Below are 20,207 nucleotides of genomic sequence, written 5' to 3'. Positions count from 1 at the left end.
CACCAGTTGCCCCGGCTTTCCTTGCCTTGCAGTAGCTCTTCACTCCACGACAACCGTGTCTTCGTCGTCAGCGCCGCTGATACACACGGTATTCCGGCCTTTCTCCTTGGCCTGGTACAGGGCGCGGTCAGCCTGCCGGAGAATCCTGTCGCAGTTGTCGTCTGGCTGGCACAGGTAACCGCCGACACTGACCGTCACCGCGAGGCCTGTTTTCCGGCTTTCCTGTTCCACCAGCAGCCGGATCCGCGCAGCGATCTGTTCCAGCGTCTGCCCATCACAGGGCGAGAGCACCACCACGAATTCATCACCGCCCCAGCGTCCCGGATGGTCGTAAGGGCGGACTCCCACTTTCAGCCACAGGGAAACGCGGCACAGGATTTCATCCCCAATCTGGTGGCCGTGCTGATCGTTGATGGTTTTGAAGTGGTCAATGTCCAGCCAGAGGATGCCAAATCCGGTGCCCTGACGCTTGGCGCGCTCAATTTCCTCTTCCATCACCTCATCCAGGCCACGTCGGTTTTTCAGCCCGGTCAGCGGGTCGATGCGGGCCAGACGGGTCAGTTCGTCGGTGCGCGCCGCCACCTTGCGTTCGAGCTCTCGATTGGACTGCTCCAGCGCGTGGGTCATTTTTTCGAAATGATCCGCCAGCCGGCCGATTTCGTTATCCGGCTTGTCCAGCCTGGGCAGTTCGAAACTGCCTTCCCGCACCTTTTTCACCGCGCCTTCAAGGGTCACGATGGGTTTCAGGATGCGGGACCGGATGACCAATTGCAGCACCACCAGGCTGAGCAGAAACGACGACAGGAATACCGCGATCAGGGGCCAGAGGTAGCTGCGGGGCAGAAGGGTTTCCAGATCCAGCAGGGTTACTTCGAACCAGCCGATCGCCGGCAGGTACGCGGCGCTGGCCAGTTGGGTGCGGCCATCCACGGTGACCAGGCCGCTTTCCACCTCGCCATCGGCGTCGGTTCTCTGCTTCAGCATCTGCAGCATGCCGAGGATTTGCTGTTTGTCTTCCGGAGCTTCGAACAGCACGTCGACGGTGGCTTCCGGTTCGGATCCCATCAGGCGGGCCACATCCAGGTAGTTGCGTTGGCGGTAAAGCTCGATGGTGCCGTTGTAATTCACAAACAGGGTGGTCAGGCCGCGCTCGCTGACATCACCGATGTCTTCGAGCAGTGTATCCAGTTTCAGCCCGGTTCCCATAACGCCGAGGACGCGGTCATTTTCGTCTTTCATCAGCACGTCGACCCAGAGCCGGGTGATGCCCAGTTCGATATCGTGATTGACGTCCAGGCTCAGTTCGCGGCCCTCGCGGATCAGTTTGTCGAACCAGCCGTGGTCGGGGTTGTCCGGGTTCAGGGCATACTGGATAGGCGCATCCGCGCCGCTGTTCTCCTCGTTGTAGTAGTACTGGCGGTTTTCCCGCAAGGCGACAAAGTAACTTTTGTCGGTGACGTTGGCGCGGAAGTCTTCCAGTTGTCCGAGGGCTTTGGCCTTGAGGAGTGGGTTGCCGGGCTGCTGGGCCCAGCGAATCATGGCCGGGGCGTTGGCCATCTGTCGGGCCAGACTGATCTCGCGTTCCAGCGACTGCACCAGCCGGGCACTGTCGTACCGTACCTGAACCTCGGCCACCTGCTGGCCCAAGCGCTGGACCAGATGTTGTGAAAGCTGTTGATAAGCGAGCCAGGACGCGCCCGACGCGGCAAACAGCAGGCCGGCGATCAGGCCCAGAATGCGGGTTTGCAAGCTCAAGAAAAGGCACCTGTGTGTTTTTCTACCACCAATGTCTAAAGCATAGAACAGCTATTGAGCGGCATGTAGAAAAACTGACAGCAATTCCGCCGACATCATGCCCCGTCTCGGGGCCCTGACGCCGCACCCATCGCTATGACCTGGCTGCCGCGCCCTGCCTGGGCTCGGCGGCAACGGTCATTAATAGTCCGCGAAGACCTTTGTCTGGCCCTGCTCGTTAAACAATAGCACCTGGTACGGGTCCTTGCGGTCGCCCATCTCCATGCCCGGTGAGCCGACGGGCATGCCCGGAACCGTCAGGCCGCGGGCCTGGGGCGCCTGTTTCAGCAGCCTGTGGATATCGTGCGCCGGCACGTGTCCCTCAATCACATAGTCGCCGACAAAGGCGGTATGGCAGCTTGCCAGCGAGCGAGTCAGGCCCGCGTCGATCTTGATCGGGTTCAGGTCGTTGGTATTGGTTACCTGTACCTCGAAACCATTGGCTTCCAGGTGCTTGACCCAGTCGGTGCAGCAGCCGCACGTGGGCGATTTGTACACGTGGATGTTATGGGTGGTCTCCTCGGCCATCAGCGGCGAGCCGAGGCCAAGGGTCAGAGTCAGGGCCAGACGTGCAATCGGTTTTCTCATCGGGGTATCCCATTGGTAAGTCAGTGGTGATCGGGGTGTTGGTCACCGGCATCGGGTGAGGGAGCAAGCCAGAACCACCACACAATGGCGGCCATCAGGCCCAGTCCCGCGGCATTAACCAGCAGTGTTGCGATCATGATCGGTTGTCCTTTATACGCTGTGACGCGCCACCGGTTCGGAACCAGCGCAGCCGGTTGGCGTTGGAAACGACGGTGACAGAGGATAATGACATGGCGGCACCGGCCAGGATCGGGCTCATCAGGATGCCCCAGACCGGGTACAGGATACCGGCGGCCACCGGAATGCCCAGGGTGTTGTACGCGAAGGCGCCAAACAGGTTCTGGTGGATGTTGCGCACGGTGGCCCGGGACACCTCGATGGCATCCGGCACGCCATGCAGCGACCCCCGCATCAGTGTGATGCTCGCGCTTTCGATCGCCACATCGGTACCGGTGCCAATGGCGAAGCCCACATCGGCGGCCGCCAGGGCGGGGGCGTCGTTGATGCCGTCGCCCACCATGGCGACGGTATAGCCCTTGCCCCGCATCGCACTGACCACTTCGGCCTTGTCCTCGGGCAGTACTTCCGCGCGGAATTCGTCGATCCCGGTCTGCTCGGCAATGGCCCGGGCGGTGGCTTCGATATCACCGGTGACCATCATTACCCGGACACCGGCATCGTGCAGGCGGGCAATGGCCGCCCTGGAGTCCTCCTTGATGGCATCGGCTACGCCGATCACGCCCAGCACCTCATCCCCGCGGGCCAGAAACAGGGGCGTGCCGGCATCCCTGGTGATGGATTGGGCGACATCATCCACGCCAGCCAGTTGCAGTCCTTCGGACTCCAGCCAGCGACGATTGCCGAGACGAACCATCTGATTCCGGAACTCACCCTGAACGCCCTGACCGTTCAGGGCCTTGAAGTTCTGGATGGCGTCCGGCTGGACGCCGGCATCCTTCGCCCTGGCGACAACGGCCTCGGCGAGCGGATGCTCCGAGTGCCGCTCCAGCCCTGACGCCAGGCCCAGCAGCGTGGCCTCGTCGCCTGTGATGGCGTGCACCCGGGTGACGGAAGGATGGCCTTCGGTAATGGTTCCGGTCTTGTCCAGAATCACCAGATCGAGCTTGCTGGCGGTCTGCAGGGCATCGCCCTGACGGATCAGCGCGCCGTACTCGGCCGCTTTGCCCACGCCCACCATGATCGACATGGGCGTGGCCAGCCCCAGCGCACAGGGGCAGGCGATGATCAGCACGGTGGTCGCCGCGACCATCATGTGCGCCATGGCCGGCTCCGGACCGACGTTGTACCAGACCAGCGCCGCAACCACCGCAATAAGCATGACGCTGGGCACGAACACCGACGAGATCTTGTCCGCCAGTTTGCCGATAGCCGGTTTCGAACCCTGAGCCTGCTTGACCAGGCGCACAATCTGGGCCAGAGCCGTTTCCGAACCCACCCGGGTGGCCTCGAACACAACGGCGCCGTGGGTGTTCAGGGTGCCGGCTGACACCTGATCACCGATTTGCTTGGTTACGGGCATGGGTTCGCCGGTCAGCATGCTTTCGTCAATCCGGGTGGCACCCTCGGTGATGACGCCATCCACCGGCAATTGCTCGCCGGGACGGACCCGGATGCTGTCTCCGGTACGGACCTCGGCCACCGGAATCTCCTGTTCCTCTCCGTCACGAATGACGCGGGCCGTTTTGGGTCGCAGGTCCAGCAGCTTGCGCACCGCCTCGGAGGTTTTGCCCTTGGCGCGCAGTTCCAGCGCCTGGCCGAGGTTGATCAGGCCGATGATCATCGCCGAGGCCTCGAAATACACATGCCGGGCGGCCTGCGGCACCAGTTCCGGTACGCCGGTCACCACCATGGAGTACAGCCATGCGGTGCCCGTGCCGAGGGCGATCAACGTATCCATGTTGGCGTTGTGGTTGCGGAACGCCTTCCACGCGCCGGTGTAGAAATGGCCGCCGGTAGCCACCATCACCACCAGGGTCAGTGCACCCAGGATTAACCAGGTGCTCTGGTTGGCCTTGGTGATCATCATGGAGTCGATGCCCATGCCCCAGATCATCAGGCCCAGCCCCAGTGACAGGCTGACGGCCATTTTGATCAGTAGAGCGCGGTATTCGGTGCGGTCCTTTTGCTGGCGCTCGGCATCCGCTGCGTCCGGGTCGTCAATGACCGTGGCACCATAGCCGGCCCGCTCAATGGCCTTAACCAGCGCTTCGGGGTCGGCCTGGCCCCGGGCAGAGGCGGTGTTATCGGCCAGATTCATGTGCGCGCTGGTAACCCCCGGTACCGAGTTGAGGGCTTTTTCAATGGTGTTCACACAGGAGGCGCAGGTCGCGCCCGATACCGAGAGCGTAATCTGGTCCTGGCTGCCAGCTGTGGCCGGGTGAGTCTGGTGCCCGGCCTGGTGGTCGTGCGGCCCGGCTTCGGACTCATCCTGCTGGTCTTTATCAGGGTGGCAGGCCGGCGCGTTTGTGTCGGACTCGGTCAGGGGGCTGGCCGGATAGCCGGCGTCGGAAACCAGTTTGGCGGCTTGCTCCAGATCGGTGTCATCGGGCAAGGCGATGGTCTGCGCCTGCAGGTCCACCGCGATCTGTTCGGTATCACCGGTCAGGGGCGCGAGCGCGGCGCGAATCTTTTTGACACAGCCCTGGCATGACGCGCCGGAAACGGACAATGCCGGCTGCAATGGCGTGGCAGTTCTCATGGTGGTTTACTCCCTGCCTTCTTCGGCATCGTCCCAGTGTTCAATCAACCGGCAGATGGTGTGGCCATCCGGGTTGCCATCGGGCATGGCTTGCCAGGCTCGCAGCGCAGTCCGCATGCGGTCGCGCAACTGCTGAAGCTCGTCAATCTGGCGCTCGACCTCGGTCAGGCGTTGCTCAAACACATTGCGCACCATGGGGCAGGGCGAGTGATGGTCGTCGGCTTGCGCCATGATGTCCCGGATTTCCGGCAAGGAGAAACCCAGCTGCCGGGCTTTGCGGGCGAACCGCAGCCGGCGCAGATCCTCGGCATCGAACAGCTGATAGTTGTTGTCCGGATTCCGTTGCGGATTCAGCAGACCCTCACGGGTGTAGAAGCGGACGGTGTCCGCGCTGACCTCGGCGGCGTTTGCAATCTCTCTGACTTTCATGGGAGTCCCTCCCTGTTATCGGCCCTGAAGCGGGGTTCCCGGGGCAGCCGTCAATCACCCCGGGAACATTAACAAGGATAGCCTAAAACCTGTGAGTAACTCACAGGTCAACCGGTTGTGCGCAAGCGGGAGTTATCTGGCGCGGAGGAAGGTGCCGCAGTTTTTACACTGGTCTGGCGCCATCAGTTTGGCTTGCCAGCCAATCTTGTGTCCGCAGGCCGGGCAGGCGAGCCGGAGCTGAAGAATGATGATGGGGGTGATGATCAGACCAATGAGCAGGCCCAGCGGCCCCCAGCTGTCGCCACTGGATAGCCCGAGCTGGCTGCTGAACACCAGCAGGATGATCAGGGCCACGAAGGCGACAATGAAGTAATTCCGGTTCCACCATTCCCAGCGTCGCAGCCGGTGGTCCTGTTCCGGGGTCAGGTATTTGGGCGTCATAGGTGCGATTCCCGATCACGAATCCGAAGTTAAGTGCCCCAATGGTGGCGGCACCGGGGGCGGATTACAATCCGGAATCCACGGTTATCCCGGCAATCTCGGCGCCTGTGGCCATGGCTTGATTCAGTGCCTCGGCCGGGACCGGTTTGCTGATCAGATAGCCCTGAACCAGGTTGCAGCGATAGCTGCGCAGGAAATTCAGCTGTTGCTCCGTTTCCACGCCTTCGGCCACCACCTGCATGCCCAGATTGTGGGCCAGATTGATGACGGCGCGGGTGATCACCGCGTCGTCGTGCCGGGTGGTGACGTTGGAAATAAACGAGCGGTCAATCTTGAGCACATCCACCGGGAAGTCGCGCAGGTAACCGAGTGAGGAATAGCCCACACCAAAATCGTCGATGGCCAGATGCACGCCCAGCTCCCGCAACCGGGTCAGCTGGCTGAGGTTGCACTCGATATTCTGGATGAAAATTTCCTCGGTCAGTTCGATTTCCAGACGTCGTGCGGGCACATCGTTGATCTCAAGGGTGTCCCGGATGTGATCGACCAGGTGAGGGTCGTCCAGTTCGCGCCCGGACAGGTTAACGGCAATGCGCAGGTGTTCCAGCGGGGTGCCTTTCCAGCGCGCCAGCTGGCGGCAGGCGGCCAGCACCACCCAGCGTCCGATGTCGGTGATCCGGCCACTTTCCTCGGCCAGGGGGATAAAGTCGATGGGCATCAGCAGCCCCCGGCGCGGATGCTGCCAGCGGATCAGGGCTTCAACGCCGTTGATCTCGCCGTTATCCAGATCCAGCTGCGGCTGGAAATGCAGGACAAATTCATCCTGGGCCAGGGCGTGTGTCAGGTCCTTGTCCAGCTCCAGCCGGGCTACCTCGCGCTCCTGCATGCCTTCGGTGTAGAACTGATAGCAGTTGCGGCCCCGATCCTTGGCCCGGTACAGGGCGATATCGGCATTGCGCATCAGGGCGTCGGCATTGGTGCCGCTCTGTGGATAAACCGCCACGCCCATGGTGGCCGTAATGCCGAGCGGGTCGCCCTGAATGGTAAAGGGCTCGTCAAAGCATTCCTTGATGTCCCCCAGCAGGTGCAGGACCTCGTCCAGGTCGGTCACCTGTTGCAGGCACACCATGAATTCGTCGCCGCCGGCGTAGGCCACCACCACACGCTCACTGCTGAGGGCATCCAGCCGTTCGGCCACACTGACCAGTAACTCGTCGCCGAAGACGTGGCCCAGAGAATCGTTGAGCATCTGAAAGCGATCGAGGTCCATCATCACCAGCGCCACTTTGCGCTTCTGCCGTTCGGCGACGGTCAGGCCGTGGGCGAGGTCGTCGGTGAAAAAGCGGCGGTTCGCCAGGCCGGTCAGGGGGTCGGTGGACTCCGCCCGGGCGAGGTTCTGCTGTATCACGGTGCGCTGGTCGATCTCCCGGTCCAGCTGGCGTCGGGTCTTGAGGAGATCCTGATTACGCTTCAGTACAATCTGCACCAGTATCATCGACAGGCTCAGGAGCAGGCCCATCAGCGCGAGGGAGACAAAGGTTGTGAACGGCCAGTGACTGCGCTGTGCTGCTACCCAGTCGGTCGTCGGGTGCAGGATGAGCGACCAGTTCAGGCCGGGCAGGTCTACAGCTTCCGCCTGAGCAAACGTTTTGCTGGTTTGCCCGGAGTCGTTCAGCAGGTGGCTCGGTTTGCCATGGCTGAGAATCTCGATGCTGAAGGATTCCTTGACCCGGGAGGTCAGCAGCTGACGTGCCAGCACATCCATCCGGATAACACCGGCGATAAAGCCGTTGTTGTCGGCACCGGCGCCAACCGGGGCATAGATCACCAGCCCTTTGCCGCCCTGGCGAAGGTCAATCACGCCCGAGACGTCAAGCTGACCGCTGGCCGCGGCGTGCTCGAGGGCGAACAGCCGTTGTTCCGAGAACGCGACGTTAAAGCCGAGGACATCTTCGTTACCGGCGATGGGTTCGAGCCAGCGGATGAAAAAGTCGCGGTCGATCCACTCGACGGCCTGGTACACGCTGAAGTGCTGCATGTATTGCCGGGCGTCTTTACGCCACCGGGATTCGTCGGTGTCGGGGGCCGCCTCAAGCCGGGCGGCCATGCGCTGAATCGCCTCGCTGTGAATCCGGAACTCCCGCTCAAGGTGATTGGCCATGGCCTGGGCTTCATTGGCCAGGTTGGCTTCAATCTGGGCCTGGTTTTGCTTGCTCAGCCCGCTGTACAGGCCGGCGGCAATGGCCAGAAACACCAGCAAGGTCAGGAACGCGATAAAGGGGTGCAGGAGTCCGCGCACCCACAGGCTCGGCGCGGACGCGGTGACGGTCGGCTCTGGTGTTGGTGCAGCCCCTCCCTGGGCCTGATTGGTGGGAGGGCTATAGGGCATGGGTAAAGGCGTTCGCCGTCAGTTGTTGTATTCGTCCACGCAGCGAGATGCCGAAGGCACCGTCGGCAAGGGGGTGCGCAATTTCCGTATCCGCGCTGGTATTGCCGGTCTGGGTGCCCAGATCCACCACCCTGGGGGGCGTGGGATTTTTATTGGCATCCAGAAGGATTTCCACCCGTGGCTTGAGCTTGCGCCCCGGATGCGTAGCTACCACCAGGGCCACTTCGCCACTGCTCAGCTCCACCAGACTGCCCGGCGGGTAGACGCCGATCATGCGAATGAAGGCTTCCACCATGCCGGCATCAAACTGTTGGCCGCGGTTTTTGTACAGGATAGACATGGCCTCTGAGGTGGACAGACCGTCGCGGTAGCAGCGGTCACTGGTGATGGCGTCGAAGGCGTCGACAATGGACACCAGGCGGGCAAACCGGCTGATCTGCCAGTCGGCCAGCTGGTGGGGATAGCCCTGGCCATCAATGCGCTCGTGGTGGTGGCTGCTGACATCACTGATGATGGGGTCGAGCTTGCGGTCTTCCCTGAGCAGCTGGTAACCCAGTGTGGTGTGCGCCCGCATGGCCTCGGCTTCTTCTGCGGTCAGCTCGCCGGGCTTGTTGAGAATGCTTTCGGGCACCTTGAGTTTGCCCAGATCGTGTAACAACCCGCACATGCCGACAATTTCCAGGTCGTTATCCGGCACACCGATAAAGCGGGCAAACGCGATGGAAAAGATTGCCACCCTCAGACAGTGCTCCGCCGTGTAGCTGTCCCGGCTCTTGATCCGGCTCATCCAGAACATGGCACTGGCGTTGGCCTGAATGCTCTCGACACATTGCTGGATGAACGGTCTGGCCTGATCGAAATCCAGTTCCTCGCCGGATGCAATATCCCGGGTCACCTTGTCGATGAAGCTCTGACCCTGAGTCCAGGCTTCCCTGGCCCGCGGCAGTTCCTCCGCCAGGGAACAGGTCTCCGGCAGGGGGGTGGAGGCCAGCTCTTTGAGGTCGACCATGCGGTCCATGATGGGATTCAGGCGTTCTTCCTCGTCCTCAACCAGCACCCAGTCACAGTACTGGCGGAGAATCTCGGCCTGGGCGTCGTCGCACAGGATAAAGCCCTGAAACAGCACCGGCACTTCGGTCCAGGGGCGATCCAGTTTGATGATGTTCATACCGCGCTGGAGCAGGTCCACCGGCAACCGGACACGGCGCAGGGTGGGCTCGGATTCCGCGGTGAGCATTGGTTCGCGCACAGGGTGAGGGCGGAGTTTCGGCGCTGTTGACTTGCTGGATTTACGTCTGAACCACATGGCTCTACCAGTCTTGTTTTATATGATTATCGAAAGTATGGCAGAGCCGCGCCCGGTGTCATCGCGAACAGATCGCTGTGTGAACTGGGTCACAAAAAAGAATGGAGTGAGTGGGGATTGACCGTTCCGGGTTGGGCAGACCGACACCGGCGCAAGGTTCTGGCGCGCTATGCTTGCCGGGAAAAGGGGCGTGGCCTGGCGCCACGCCCGGCATGGGCTTAACCCTTCTGGCCGACCAGCTGCAGAAATTCCACCCGCGTGGCCTGGGACTTACGGAACTGCCCCAGCATGACCGAGGTCTTCATGCGGGAGTTCTGCTTTTCAACACCGCGCATCATCATGCACATGTGCTGGGCTTCGATAACCACCGCAACGCCTTTGGCGTTGGTGACGCTTTCCACGGCCTCAGCAATTTGTCGGGTCAGGTTTTCCTGGATCTGCAGGCGTCGGGCATACATATCGACAATGCGGGCAAACTTGGACAGGCCAAGCACCCGGCCCTGAGGCAGGTAAGCAATGTGGCATTTGCCGATGAACGGCAGCATGTGGTGCTCGCACATGCTGTACAGTTCGATGTCCTGCACCACGACCATTTCGTCCATGGCGGACTCGAACACGGCATTGTTGACCAGCTCATCCAGACTTTGCTGATAGCCGTGGGTCAGAAACTGCATGGCCTTGGCGGCGCGCGTGGGCGTGTTTTGCAAACCCTCCCGGTCGGTGTCTTCACCCAGTCCATTAATAATGGCTTTGTAGTGGCCGGCAAGGTCGTCTAGGGGGGTGCTCATAATCATTTCCGGTGCTGTGTCGTTCGGGGGGCAAAGCTTAAGCCAATTTGTTCCGTATCTCCACGTCTGGAGGCCTTTGTGAACGCAAATCACATTCTGGCTATAGCCCGGTGGGCCCGGTTCGGCAAGGCTGTGGCAGGCGACAACGGAATGATTTACAGTTTGGAGCTTGGAACGTCGCCGGGGATAGTGCATGGAACAGGTATTCACCGATGACCGAGGCACCGCCCAGTCGGTGCAGGGTTCGGGCACCTTGGAGTGGTGGCAGCAGGGAGGCAGGTGGTTCAGTTACGGGGGTCACGCAATCTTCAGTCGCATGGCAGGACAGGGCGAGCCCCTGATTCTGTTGCACGGCTTCCCCACCTCCAGCTGGGACTGGAGCCGGGTATGGCCCATGCTCAGTCAGCAGTTCAACGTGCTCACGCTGGACATGCTTGGTTTTGGCTTTTCCGACAAGCCCGTCGATTATTCCTACAGTATTGAAGACCAGGCCGACCTCTTCCAGGGCTGGATTGAAGCGCTGGGGCTGACATCGGTGCATCTGTTCGCGCACGATTACGGCTGCAGTGTGGCCCAGGAACTGTTGGCTCGGGAGCAGGAAGGCGTGCTGCCGTTTCGCATCAGCAGCGTCTGCTTCCTTAACGGTGCGCTCTTTCCCGAAGTGCATACGCCGCTGTTGATCCAGAAATTACTGAAGAGTCCGTTTGGCGGGCTGATCAGCCGGGGGCTCACCCGTCGCACGTTTGAACGCAATTTCCGGCGCCTGTTCGGCGGGCAGAATGCGCCGGATCAGAATGATCTGAACGATTTCTGGTACCTGATCACCTACAACAATGGCCGGGGCATTCTGCACCGTCTGATTCAGTTCATGGAGGAACGCCGCTGCCACCGCAACCGCTGGGTGGGTGCCCTGCAGCGGGCTCAGCAGCCCATCAGGCTGATTTCCGGTACCGCAGATCCGGTTTCCGGCGCGGCCATGGCAAGGCGTTTTCGCGAGTTGGTGAAGAACCCGGACGTGGTGGGGTTACGCAACGTCGGGCACTACCCGCACTTCGAATGCCCGTGGGACGTGTTTACCAACTACCGGGATTTCCGGAAGCGGATAGCCGAGCGCAGCTGAACCCGCCCTAGCGGGTCGTTGGTGTTGGCAGGTGGCCCGAGTCCATCGGCGCCATCGACGGGCTCTTGGGGGCAATTTCCACGCGGTTGCGCCCCTTGGTTTTCGCTTCGTACAGCGCCTGATCTGCCCGATTCAGCCACACTGACCAGGTTTCGCCCCGGCAGACCTCCGCCACGCTGAAGCTGGCGGTGACCAGGATGTCGCTGAAGAACGGCTTTGACCGGATGGTCAGTAGCAGCTGATTGGCGAGGTGCTCGGCGTCCTTCAGACGGGTTTCCGGCAGCAGAATCATGAACTCTTCCCCGCCGATACGAAACAGCTGATCGGTTTCCCGGAGTCGCTCGCGGATCCGCGCCACCATTTCTTTCAGAATCTTGTCGCCCGCCAGGTGTCCCCACTGGTCATTGATGGCCTTGAAGAAGTCCAGGTCGATCAGGACCAGGCTGGAGACTCGCTCGTAGCGTTCGCGCAACTGAATCTGGTTGTTCAGCAAATCCGCCAGTTGTGATCGATTCAGGCAGCCCGTGAGCGGGTCGGTGGTTGCCAGCCGGACCAGTTCGCGCTGGATTTTGCCCACCAAGCGGGCGAATACCATGGCAAACAGGCAGGTGAGTATCAGGGAAAAACTGATGCGCCAGGCGTTGGCTTCGGGAAAGGTAATGAAGGCCACCCCGGCCATCAGGAGGAGAAAAATAACGTTACTGGTTAACGCTTCCCGCATCGGAAGTAAAAAGAACAGCACCGTGGTAATCGGGTAGGCCCAGTACACGCCAATATGGCCGTTGATGCTTGTTGAATAGACCGCTGAGATGATGGCCAGCAACGGAAACAGCCGTCCCTTTAGGAAATAGCTGCCACGGAAGTGCAGAAAACTCATGACCGCCACGGCATTCAGGCATAGCAGGGATAAAAAGACGGTCAACAGATGGTGACCCTCAAGCCACTGAAGGACCACCATGGGCATCGCGGCAATTAGGGTCCAGAAATACAGGTGGAAGACAAGGCGTTGCTTGAAACTCAAAATCGCGAGTGCCGGACTCGAGGAGGTCGATTCTGAGGCGGTGTCGAAAATCACAGCATGCTCCGGCTGTAAAATACAGCTTCTGTCCGCTTTCTTGGCAGATCTTGTTAATTTTGCAGTCTAGCATGGGGCCTGCCAAAGGGAAGTGTTTCGATCATTTGATGCACGGGTAGGCCGATGTACGCAGTTGGCCCGGGGCCGCTGGCTTGGGTAAACTCGCGGGTCCGATACGGGAGAGATTTATGACTGCCATCCACACCAGGACACCGTCGCTGACCATCCGGGCCGGCCGTCGGGCCTTGCAGCGACTGAAAGACATACCCCTGACACCGGCCGATGTCCATGTCGTTCCGGGCGCGGCCGGTGGCCCCAAGGCATTGGGAATCAACGGTCTGGACAAGGCGATCTTCGGTGACTGGCTGCCCCGGGTTCCGCAGGAGCGCGCACTCATTGGGTCTTCGATTGGCAGCTGGCGGTTTGCCGCGGTGGCTTCGACCGACGATCCCAAGGCCCAGCTCGACAAGCTGGCGGAGCTCTACACCTCCCAGCGGTTTGCCAAGGGGGTGAGCGCAGCCGAGGTGACCCGCAAGAGCGTTCAGTTTCTGGACGAACTTCTGGATGGCTATCAGGAGCAGATTCTCGATCACCCCTGGTATCGACTCAACGTGGTGGTGGTCAGAAGCCGGGGTATGCTGGAACACGACAGCCGCGGGCGTCTGGCGCTGGGGCTGATGCAGGCGATCAGCGCGAACATGGTGAGCCGGCGCCACCTGGGCCGGTTTATGGAACGGGGCATCATCCACGACGCCCGTCTGCCGCTGCCGGTGGCCAAACTGGTGGATTTTCCCAGCCATCAGGTCGCGTTAACCCGGGAAAACCTGCTGCCGGCGCTCCTGGCGTCGGCTTCGATACCCATGGTGATGTCGGGCGTCCGGAATTTGCCGGGTGCCCCCGAGGGCGTCTACCGCGACGGCGGCCTTCTGGACTACCACCTGGACCTGCCCTACGAACAGCCCGGGGTGATTCTGTATCCCCACTTTACCGATAAGGTGGTGCCCGGCTGGTTCGACAAAAGCCTGCCCTGGCGCCGTGGTGATGCTACCCGCCTGCAGGACGTGTTGCTGGTGGCGCCTTCTCGCGAGTACCTGGAGTCCCTGCCGGATCGCAAGTTGCCCGACCGCAAGGACTTCGAAAAGTACGTTGGCGACGATGCCGGCCGGGAGAAGGCCTGGCGAAAAGCGGTGGCCGAAAGCGAGCGTCTGGGGGATGAGTTCCTGGAGCTGGCCGAGACCGGCAAGCTGGCCGAAGTGATACGCCCGTTGTAGGGCTCAGGCTGTTTCGGGCTGCCGCCCCGGCAGTCCGACGGCGAAGGCGGCGGCCAGCAGAACCATTCCCGAGGATAGCCACAGACAAGCTTCGAGCCCGTACAGCTGATAAATCCAGCCAGACAACACGGTGCCGAGCAGTCGCCCGGCGGCATTGGACATATAGTAAAAGCCGACATCGAGCGAGACGCCATCGGCCCGGGCAAAGTGCACAATCAGGTAGCTGTGCAGCGACGAGTTGACCGCGAACAGCGCGCCAAACAGCAGCAGGCCGCCAACCACCGCCAGTCCCGGGGTGACCTCCAGCCATAACGCCAGCGCAATGCCGGCGGGGACGGCACTGAGCGCGGCCGCCCATCGCGCGGCCGCTCCCGTGTTCATGCCAGTGATCCGGGGCGCGATGGTCTGGATAAAGCCATAGCCAATGATCCAGCAGGCCATAAAGGTTCCGACCTGCCAGAAGTCCCAGTGCAGAATCGTTTTCAGGTACACCGGCAGGGCAATCACGAACCACACATCCCGGGCGCCAAACAGGAACAGCCGGGCGGCAGATAACCGGTTGATGGCCGGGCTTTTGGAAATCAGGTCCCTGAATTTCGGCTTGGCCTTGCTACGGCCCAGATCTTCCCGCAGCAGGAACAGGCTGCCGAGCCAGATCACCAGCAACGCGATCGCCATGCTGGTTACAGCACCCGCGAAACCGATGGTCATCAGCAGGGCCCCGCCAAGGAAAAATCCCACACCCTTGAGGGTGTTTTTCGAGCCAGTCAGCAAGGCCACCCACCGGTACAGTTTGCCCTGTTGGGCGTCGTCCACCAGCAGCTTGATGCCGCTCTTGGCGGACATCTTGTTCAGGTCCTTGGCGATACCCGACAGCCCCTGCGCGGCCATCACCCAGGGAATGGTCAGGACGCTGGCGGGCACGGCCAGCATGGCCAGGGCGACAATCTGCAGCAGCAGGCCCAGGTTCATGGTCCGGTTCAGGCCGATGCGGGCGCCCAGATAGCCTCCGGCCAGATTGGTTACCACCCCGAAAAATTCGTAGAACACGAACAGCAGCGCCAGCTCCAGCGGCGAATAGCCGAGCTGGTGGAAGTGCAGGACCACCAGCATGCGCAGGGCGCCATCGGTCAGGGTGAAGGCCCAGTAGTTGCCGGTGATGATCAGGTACTGGCGGGTAGCCGGGGTCACGTCAGGCCAGTCCCACTTTGCGCACCAGTTCGGCAGTCCGGTTGGCGTAACCCCATTCGTTGTCGTACCAGGCGTACAGTTTCACCTGTGTTTCGTTGACCACCAGCGTGGACAGGGCATCGATGATCGCCGAACGCGGATCGGTCCGGTAATCGATTGACACCAGCGGCCGCTCTTCGTAGCCGAGGATACCCTCGAGTTCACCTTCGGCCGCCTCCTTGAGCAGGGCATTGACGGCGACGGCATCGGTGGGGGTCTCCACTTCGAACACGCAGTCGGTGAGCGAGGCATTGGTCAGCGGTACGCGCACCGCGTGGCCATCCAGCCGGCCCTTGAGTTCGGGAAAGATTTCAATAATAGCGGTGGCCGATCCGGTGGTGGTCGGAATCAGCGAACTGCCGCAAGACCGGGCCCGGCGAAGATCCTTGTGGGGAGCATCGATGATGGTCTGGGTGTTGGTGAGGCTGTGGATGGTGGTCATCGAGCCATGTTTGATACCCAGCCGCTCGTGGATCACTTTCACCACCGGCGCCAGGCAGTTCGTGGTACAGGAGGCGGCAGTCACGATACGGTCGGTGGTGGGATCGAACAAATCGTCGTTGATGCCCATCACCAGGTTTTTCGCCCCGGCTTCTTTGACCGGAGCGGTAACCACCACCCGGTTCACACCCTGACCCAGGTAACCTTGCAGCAGATCCATCTTGCGCATGACGCCGCTGGCCTCGATGACCACGTCACAGCCGGACCAGTCGGTTTCGCCAATGGTTTGGTTGTGGGTCACCCGGATTCTCTGGTCGCCGATCAGCAGGTGGGTGCCATCGGACTCCGCCTGTTGGTTCCAGCGCCCGTGGACACTGTCAAAATTCATCAGGTGTGCGAGGCTTGCGGCGTCGGCCCCGGGGTCATTGATGGCGACAAATTCCACGTCCGGCCAGTCCCAGGCCGCCCGCATGGCTAGCCGCCCGATGCGGCCGAAGCCGTTGATACCAATTTTGATTCGATTCATGGTTCCGGTGCTCAGGTTGTGTGCTGGGGCCACCCGCAGCGGCCGCTTGGAAGCATTAAACCATAAGCGTGTGACTGTGAGCTGACAAGGGCCGCGCGGCTTCTATACTGAGGCAACGAGACATCGACAACCTGAAGGAAGCAGTCATGACTGACGAAAAACCCCGCGTAGCCCGAAAATCGCCGTATTCCGTGTTGGTGGAGCCGGGCAAGAGCTATATGTGGTGTGCCTGCGGGCGTAGTGACAAACAGCCCTTCTGCGACGGCTCCCACAAAGGGACCGGCTTCACCCCGGTCAAGTACACGGCCGAAAAGGAGGAGTGGGTCTGGTTCTGCGGTTGCAAGCAAACCGGTTCAGCGCCTCTGTGCGATGGCACCCACAAGACCCTCGATTAAACCCCGTGCAGAGGCGAGGCGCTGATCCGGAAGCCGGCCAGGCCATGGAGCGGGTCCTGCAACGCCAGAACCCGGAGAGTAACGGGTGCGGTGATCCCCTCGTCCCGGTGCCGTAACGACAGGTCAACCCGTTCCAGCGTGTGATCGCGGCGCGCCGAGGCCAAGGTGCGATGGAAATTGTCCTGATCCTCGGGGTCTATCAGATCTTCGAAGCGTCGGCCCGTGAGGTCGGACGGAGCCTCTCCGATCAGTTCAGCCGATTGCGGGGAGGCGAACCCGATAACGCCGTTCTCATCCAGTTCACACAGGATGGCGCCGGACAGGGCCACCAGGTCGCGGCTACGCCGTTCGCTGTCATCCAGCGCCTGCCGGAGAATGGTTTTCTCGGTTTGCAGGTTGTTGATCTGACGATCAGCCTGCAGGGATTGCTGGCGCACGGCGTGGGCCTGTCTGGTTGCCCGGTAGAGCCGCCGGCACAGCCAGAGCACCAGCAACACCGCCAGTGCGGTAATGAACAGCCCGCTGGCCCAGATTCGTCGGGTGGCGTAGGCCGCCTCCTGCTCAAGCAGTGGTTTGGCAGGCAGCGTGGTGAGCATCCAGTTGGCGTCACCGGAGCGGATTTCGCTGCGCAGGGCACGGCTGGGGTCGACCGGGGTCTCGGTGCGGATGTGCAACAGGGGTTGCTTGGTGTGCCGGGCAAGGGTATCCAGCCGCACCCCCATATGGTCCGGCAATGCCTGGTTAATCACCGGACTGAGCCAGTCGCCGGGCCGGGCATCCGTGTCACTGGCCTGGCTGGCGTTCGCCCACTGCTGGGCGCGGACCAGGTTGACCAGCATCTGGTGCTGGGCCTGATAACGCGTTTCAGCCTGCATGCGGGCACGACTGGCCTCGTAGTGGGCGGTCAGGGCGGTGGTTGCCAGGCCGGCTAGCAGGATCACCAGCGGCACCCAGAGCCCGGGCCAGGTTTTCCCCGGCGGCGGTGGCGGAGTTTCAGTGCGTTCCATGGCCGATTCCTGATGGTGGCAACGCGGGCCAATGCCATTGCAAGAGCCTCTAACTTTAGCCCAGCACGGCCCTCAGCGCACAGAGTCAGGCGCGCGACTGGGCGGTGCTGCTGTACACCAGCAGGAAGCTCAGGAAGGCCATCACCACCGACGAGGGGCCGGCCGGTGTGTCCAGATACCATGACAGGGTAAGCCCGCCGCTGACGGCAATGAACCCGAAGATCATCGCCAGCCCCACCATATGCTCGGGGTTTCGCGCCAGCCGGCGGGCGGTGGCGGCGGGAATGATCAACATGGCCGTAATCAACAGAACGCCGACGATCTTCATGGCGACTGCGATAACCAGGGAAAACATCAGCATCAGCACCAGACGCAGGCGCTCTACCGGCAGACCTTCAACCCGGGCCAGCTCCTCGTGGATGGTACTCATCAGGAGCCCACGCCAGAGCAGTGCCAGAAGGGTCAGGATTACCGCTGCGCCGCCATAAATCCAGGCCAGGTCGGCACGGCTCATGGCCAGCAGGTCGCCAAACAGCAGGCCGGTGAGGTCAATGCGCACATCGGGCATGAAACTCAGGGTGACCAGCCCGATCGCCAGTGCGCTGTGGGCGAGTATGCCCAGCAAGGTATCGGTCGCCAGTGCCCGGGTCCGGGAAAGCAGCACCAGCACCATGGCCAGCAGGATACAGGTGACGATCACGCCGACATGCAGCGGCAGGCTGACCAGGAAACTCAGCGCAATCCCGAGCAGGGCCGAGTGCGCCAGAGTGTCACCGAAGTAGGCCATGCGCCGCCATACCACAAAGCAGCCCAGCGGGCCGGCCACCAGTGCAATACCCAGCCCACCGAGCAGCGCGCGCCAGAAAAAATCATCCAGAATGGCATCAAGGATGGGCATGGCCGGAGCACTCCTTATGGGCCGCTTGGCTTGCGTCACCATCCACCACGTCCCCGTGCAGGTCGTGCGCATGGTTGTGGTTGTGGTGGTAAACGGCCAGGGACCGGGCGACATCGTGACCGAAGGTTTCGATGAAGGCCGGATCCTGGGAGATGTCGGCCGGATGGCCGCTGCAGCAGATATGCTGGTTCAGACAAATCACACGATCGGTGGCCGCCATGACCAGATGCAGGTCGTGGGAAATCATGATCACGCCACAGTTCAGTTCGTCCCGGAGCTGGCGAATCAGCTGGTACAGCGACGCCTGACCGTTGATGTCGACGCCCTGTGCCGGTTCGTCGAGCACCAGCAGATCGGGCCGACGGACCAGTGCCCGGGCCAGCAGCAGGCGCTGCCGTTCGCCGCCGGACAGGTGATGCACGGAGGCATCGAGCAGGTGGCCGACACCGGTTTTTGCCAGCGCGGACTGACACTCGGGCAGCGCGTGTCCGGTCAGCATCATGAAGCGTTTGACGCTCAGGGGCAGGGTGGACTCCAGAATCAGGTGCTGGGGCACGTAGCCGATCACCAGGCCCGGCACCAGGCGGACGTGCCCGGCAGTGGGTTTCTGAATCCCCAGAACCGATTTGATCAGGGTGGTTTTCCCTGCGCCGTTGGGCCCGATAATGGTGATGATGTCGCCCCGGTGAACGTTCAGGTTGACCTGGTCCACCACGGGTCGGTCGTCAAAGGCGACCGTCAGGCCGTCAAGGGTTACGAGCGGATCAGTCATTGGCAGCGTTCGCCTGACATTGAGGACACACGCCGGTCATTTCCAGCGTGAGCTCGTTGAGTTCAAAGGATTCGGATTGGGCGGTGGACTGAATGGCCTGCGCAATCGACGGGTCGGACAGTTCCAGAACGTTGCCACAGTCACCGCAGATCAGAAACATGCCGGTATGGTGTTCGCCCGGGTGGGTGCAGCCGATGAACGCATTGAGCGAAGCTATGCGGTGCACCAGTCCGTTCTGCTGCAGGAAATCCAGCGCGCGGTACACCGTTGGCGGCGCCGCACTCAGCCCTTCCTCTGACAGCCGGGCCAGTACGTCGTAGGCACCCAGTGGCTTGTGGGACTGCCAGACCAGCTCCAGTACCCGTTCGCGGGTACGAGTCAGGCGGGTTCCCCGGTTACGGCAGACCGCGCGGGCATCGGACAGTGCCTGACTGACGCAGACCGCGTGATCATGGGGGCGATAGGGTAGGGATTGGGTGGCCATGGTGGGAATCCAGCGAAATTTGCAACATTATAACATTTTGCATCGCGCCCACCATGGCCGGGGGAATTACTGTCGGGTTTCCAGTACCAGTGCTTCGAGATATTCCAGATTGGGAATCCAGGCACTGTCGCCGTCGACTTCCACCTTCATCAGGTCGGCCGGGCCGTTTTCACCGTCGGTCTCGACAACCTGGTCTTCGGTGAGTCGTGTCTGGCTGGGAATGCCCTGAGTCAGCAGGGCCAGGAACGGCACCCGTTCGTGCTGCTCGCCGATGGTATTGAGCACCACGATCCGCCCCCGGTTATCGCCGGGTACCATGAAGGTGCCGCCGTTGGCGGCATCGTAGGAAATCACCGGCAGACTCAGGCCACGCCAGTCCAGGTAGCCTGCCAGCCAGTCGGGGGAATCCTTGGCCGGATCGGAGCTGGCGAAATCCACCACTTCGGCAATGCTCACGTTGGGGAGCAGCAGTTGTCGCTCGTTCATGGGGATCAGAACGCAGGCGAGGGCCTGACTGTTGTCTTTCATTGCGTG

General features: G+C 61.6%; 19 protein-coding genes. 3 read left to right on the top strand and 16 right to left on the bottom strand.

Annotation, left to right across the window (positions count from 1 at the left end; all coding sequences use genetic code 11):
* Positions 1-39: 39 nt before the first annotated feature.
* The 8 genes from LPB19_RS03140 to folE form a co-directional block, all read right to left on the bottom strand.
* Complete coding sequence (locus LPB19_RS03140) at positions 40-1,755, bottom strand: GGDEF domain-containing protein (RefSeq protein ID WP_206644670.1); 1,716 nt, start codon at positions 1,753-1,755, stop codon at positions 40-42.
* A 180-nt stretch (positions 1,756-1,935) separates the two neighbouring features.
* A complete protein-coding gene (locus tag LPB19_RS03135; RefSeq protein WP_206644669.1) occupies positions 1,936-2,382 on the bottom strand; it encodes a DUF411 domain-containing protein in 447 nt (148 codons plus the stop codon).
* Between the two features lie 133 nt (positions 2,383-2,515).
* Complete coding sequence (locus LPB19_RS03130; protein ID WP_206644668.1) at positions 2,516-5,101, bottom strand: heavy metal translocating P-type ATPase; 2,586 nt, start codon at positions 5,099-5,101, stop codon at positions 2,516-2,518.
* 6 nt (positions 5,102-5,107) lie between these two features.
* The gene (locus LPB19_RS03125; protein WP_206644667.1) at positions 5,108-5,530 is read right to left on the bottom strand and encodes a MerR family transcriptional regulator; all 423 of its coding nucleotides are present in this window, start codon (positions 5,528-5,530) and stop codon (positions 5,108-5,110) included.
* A 132-nt stretch (positions 5,531-5,662) separates the two neighbouring features.
* A complete protein-coding gene (locus tag LPB19_RS03120) occupies positions 5,663-5,971 on the bottom strand; it encodes a hypothetical protein (RefSeq protein WP_206644666.1) in 309 nt (102 codons plus the stop codon).
* A 64-nt stretch (positions 5,972-6,035) separates the two neighbouring features.
* Positions 6,036-8,360: a putative bifunctional diguanylate cyclase/phosphodiesterase gene (locus tag LPB19_RS03115; RefSeq protein ID WP_206644665.1), complete on the bottom strand. Its 2,325-nt coding sequence runs from the start codon at positions 8,358-8,360 to the stop codon at positions 6,036-6,038.
* On the bottom strand, positions 8,350-9,666 hold the full coding sequence (locus LPB19_RS03110) for an HD-GYP domain-containing protein (RefSeq protein WP_206644664.1): 1,317 nt from the start codon (positions 9,664-9,666) through the stop codon (positions 8,350-8,352). Before LPB19_RS03110 ends, LPB19_RS03115 begins: the two co-directional genes overlap by 11 nt.
* Positions 9,667-9,884: 218 nt before the next feature.
* Positions 9,885-10,454: a GTP cyclohydrolase I FolE gene (folE, locus tag LPB19_RS03105; RefSeq protein ID WP_206644663.1), complete on the bottom strand. Its 570-nt coding sequence runs from the start codon at positions 10,452-10,454 to the stop codon at positions 9,885-9,887.
* 193 nt (positions 10,455-10,647) lie between these two features.
* Here folE and LPB19_RS03100 point away from each other — a divergent pair, with 193 nt between their 5' ends.
* Positions 10,648-11,574, top strand: a complete 927-nt coding sequence (locus tag LPB19_RS03100; protein WP_206644662.1) for an alpha/beta fold hydrolase — start codon at positions 10,648-10,650, stop codon at positions 11,572-11,574.
* Positions 11,575-11,581: 7 nt separating this feature from the next.
* Here LPB19_RS03100 and LPB19_RS03095 read toward each other — a convergent pair whose 3' ends face one another.
* Positions 11,582-12,649: a GGDEF domain-containing protein gene (locus tag LPB19_RS03095; RefSeq protein ID WP_228289191.1), complete on the bottom strand. Its 1,068-nt coding sequence runs from the start codon at positions 12,647-12,649 to the stop codon at positions 11,582-11,584.
* A 188-nt stretch (positions 12,650-12,837) separates the two neighbouring features.
* Between LPB19_RS03095 and LPB19_RS03090 the strand changes: the two genes are divergently transcribed.
* Complete coding sequence (locus LPB19_RS03090) at positions 12,838-13,920, top strand: patatin-like phospholipase family protein (protein WP_206644661.1); 1,083 nt, start codon at positions 12,838-12,840, stop codon at positions 13,918-13,920.
* A gap of 3 nt (positions 13,921-13,923) precedes the next feature.
* Here LPB19_RS03090 and arsJ read toward each other — a convergent pair whose 3' ends face one another.
* Positions 13,924-15,111: an organoarsenical effux MFS transporter ArsJ gene (gene arsJ / locus LPB19_RS03085; protein WP_206644660.1), complete on the bottom strand. Its 1,188-nt coding sequence runs from the start codon at positions 15,109-15,111 to the stop codon at positions 13,924-13,926.
* Between the two features lies 1 nt (position 15,112).
* Positions 15,113-16,117, bottom strand: a complete 1,005-nt coding sequence (locus LPB19_RS03080; RefSeq protein WP_206644659.1) for an ArsJ-associated glyceraldehyde-3-phosphate dehydrogenase — start codon at positions 16,115-16,117, stop codon at positions 15,113-15,115.
* Positions 16,118-16,263: 146 nt separating this feature from the next.
* On the opposite strand from LPB19_RS03080, the gene LPB19_RS03075 reads away from it, so the two are divergent.
* Positions 16,264-16,512, top strand: a complete 249-nt coding sequence (locus LPB19_RS03075; RefSeq protein WP_206644658.1) for a CDGSH iron-sulfur domain-containing protein — start codon at positions 16,264-16,266, stop codon at positions 16,510-16,512.
* On the opposite strand, the gene LPB19_RS03070 is transcribed toward LPB19_RS03075, so the two are convergent.
* The 5 genes from LPB19_RS03070 to LPB19_RS03050 all read right to left on the bottom strand — a co-directional run bounded on the left by LPB19_RS03070 (position 16,509) and on the right by LPB19_RS03050 (position 20,201).
* A complete protein-coding gene (locus LPB19_RS03070) occupies positions 16,509-17,519 on the bottom strand; it encodes a PAS domain-containing protein (protein WP_206644657.1) in 1,011 nt (336 codons plus the stop codon). The genes LPB19_RS03075 and LPB19_RS03070 overlap by 4 nt on opposite strands.
* An 85-nt stretch (positions 17,520-17,604) precedes the next feature.
* The gene (locus LPB19_RS03065) at positions 17,605-18,417 is read right to left on the bottom strand and encodes an iron chelate uptake ABC transporter family permease subunit (protein WP_206644656.1); all 813 of its coding nucleotides are present in this window, start codon (positions 18,415-18,417) and stop codon (positions 17,605-17,607) included.
* Positions 18,404-19,189: a zinc ABC transporter ATP-binding protein ZnuC gene (znuC, locus tag LPB19_RS03060; protein ID WP_206644655.1), complete on the bottom strand. Its 786-nt coding sequence runs from the start codon at positions 19,187-19,189 to the stop codon at positions 18,404-18,406. Before znuC ends, LPB19_RS03065 begins: the two co-directional genes overlap by 14 nt.
* Positions 19,182-19,673 (bottom strand): Fur family transcriptional regulator, encoded by a 492-nt coding sequence (locus tag LPB19_RS03055; RefSeq protein WP_323127901.1) that lies wholly within the window; start codon positions 19,671-19,673, stop codon positions 19,182-19,184. The genes znuC and LPB19_RS03055 overlap by 8 nt, the downstream gene beginning before the upstream one ends.
* Positions 19,674-19,739: 66 nt before the next feature.
* On the bottom strand, positions 19,740-20,201 hold the full coding sequence (locus LPB19_RS03050; RefSeq protein ID WP_206644654.1) for a chemotaxis protein CheW: 462 nt from the start codon (positions 20,199-20,201) through the stop codon (positions 19,740-19,742).
* Between the last annotated feature and the right edge of the window lie 6 nt (positions 20,202-20,207).

Source organism: Marinobacter salinisoli, assembly GCF_017301335.1.
GTDB lineage: Bacteria > Pseudomonadota > Gammaproteobacteria > Pseudomonadales > Oleiphilaceae > Marinobacter > Marinobacter salinisoli.
This window is presented reverse-complemented; position numbering and strand designations above follow the sequence as displayed.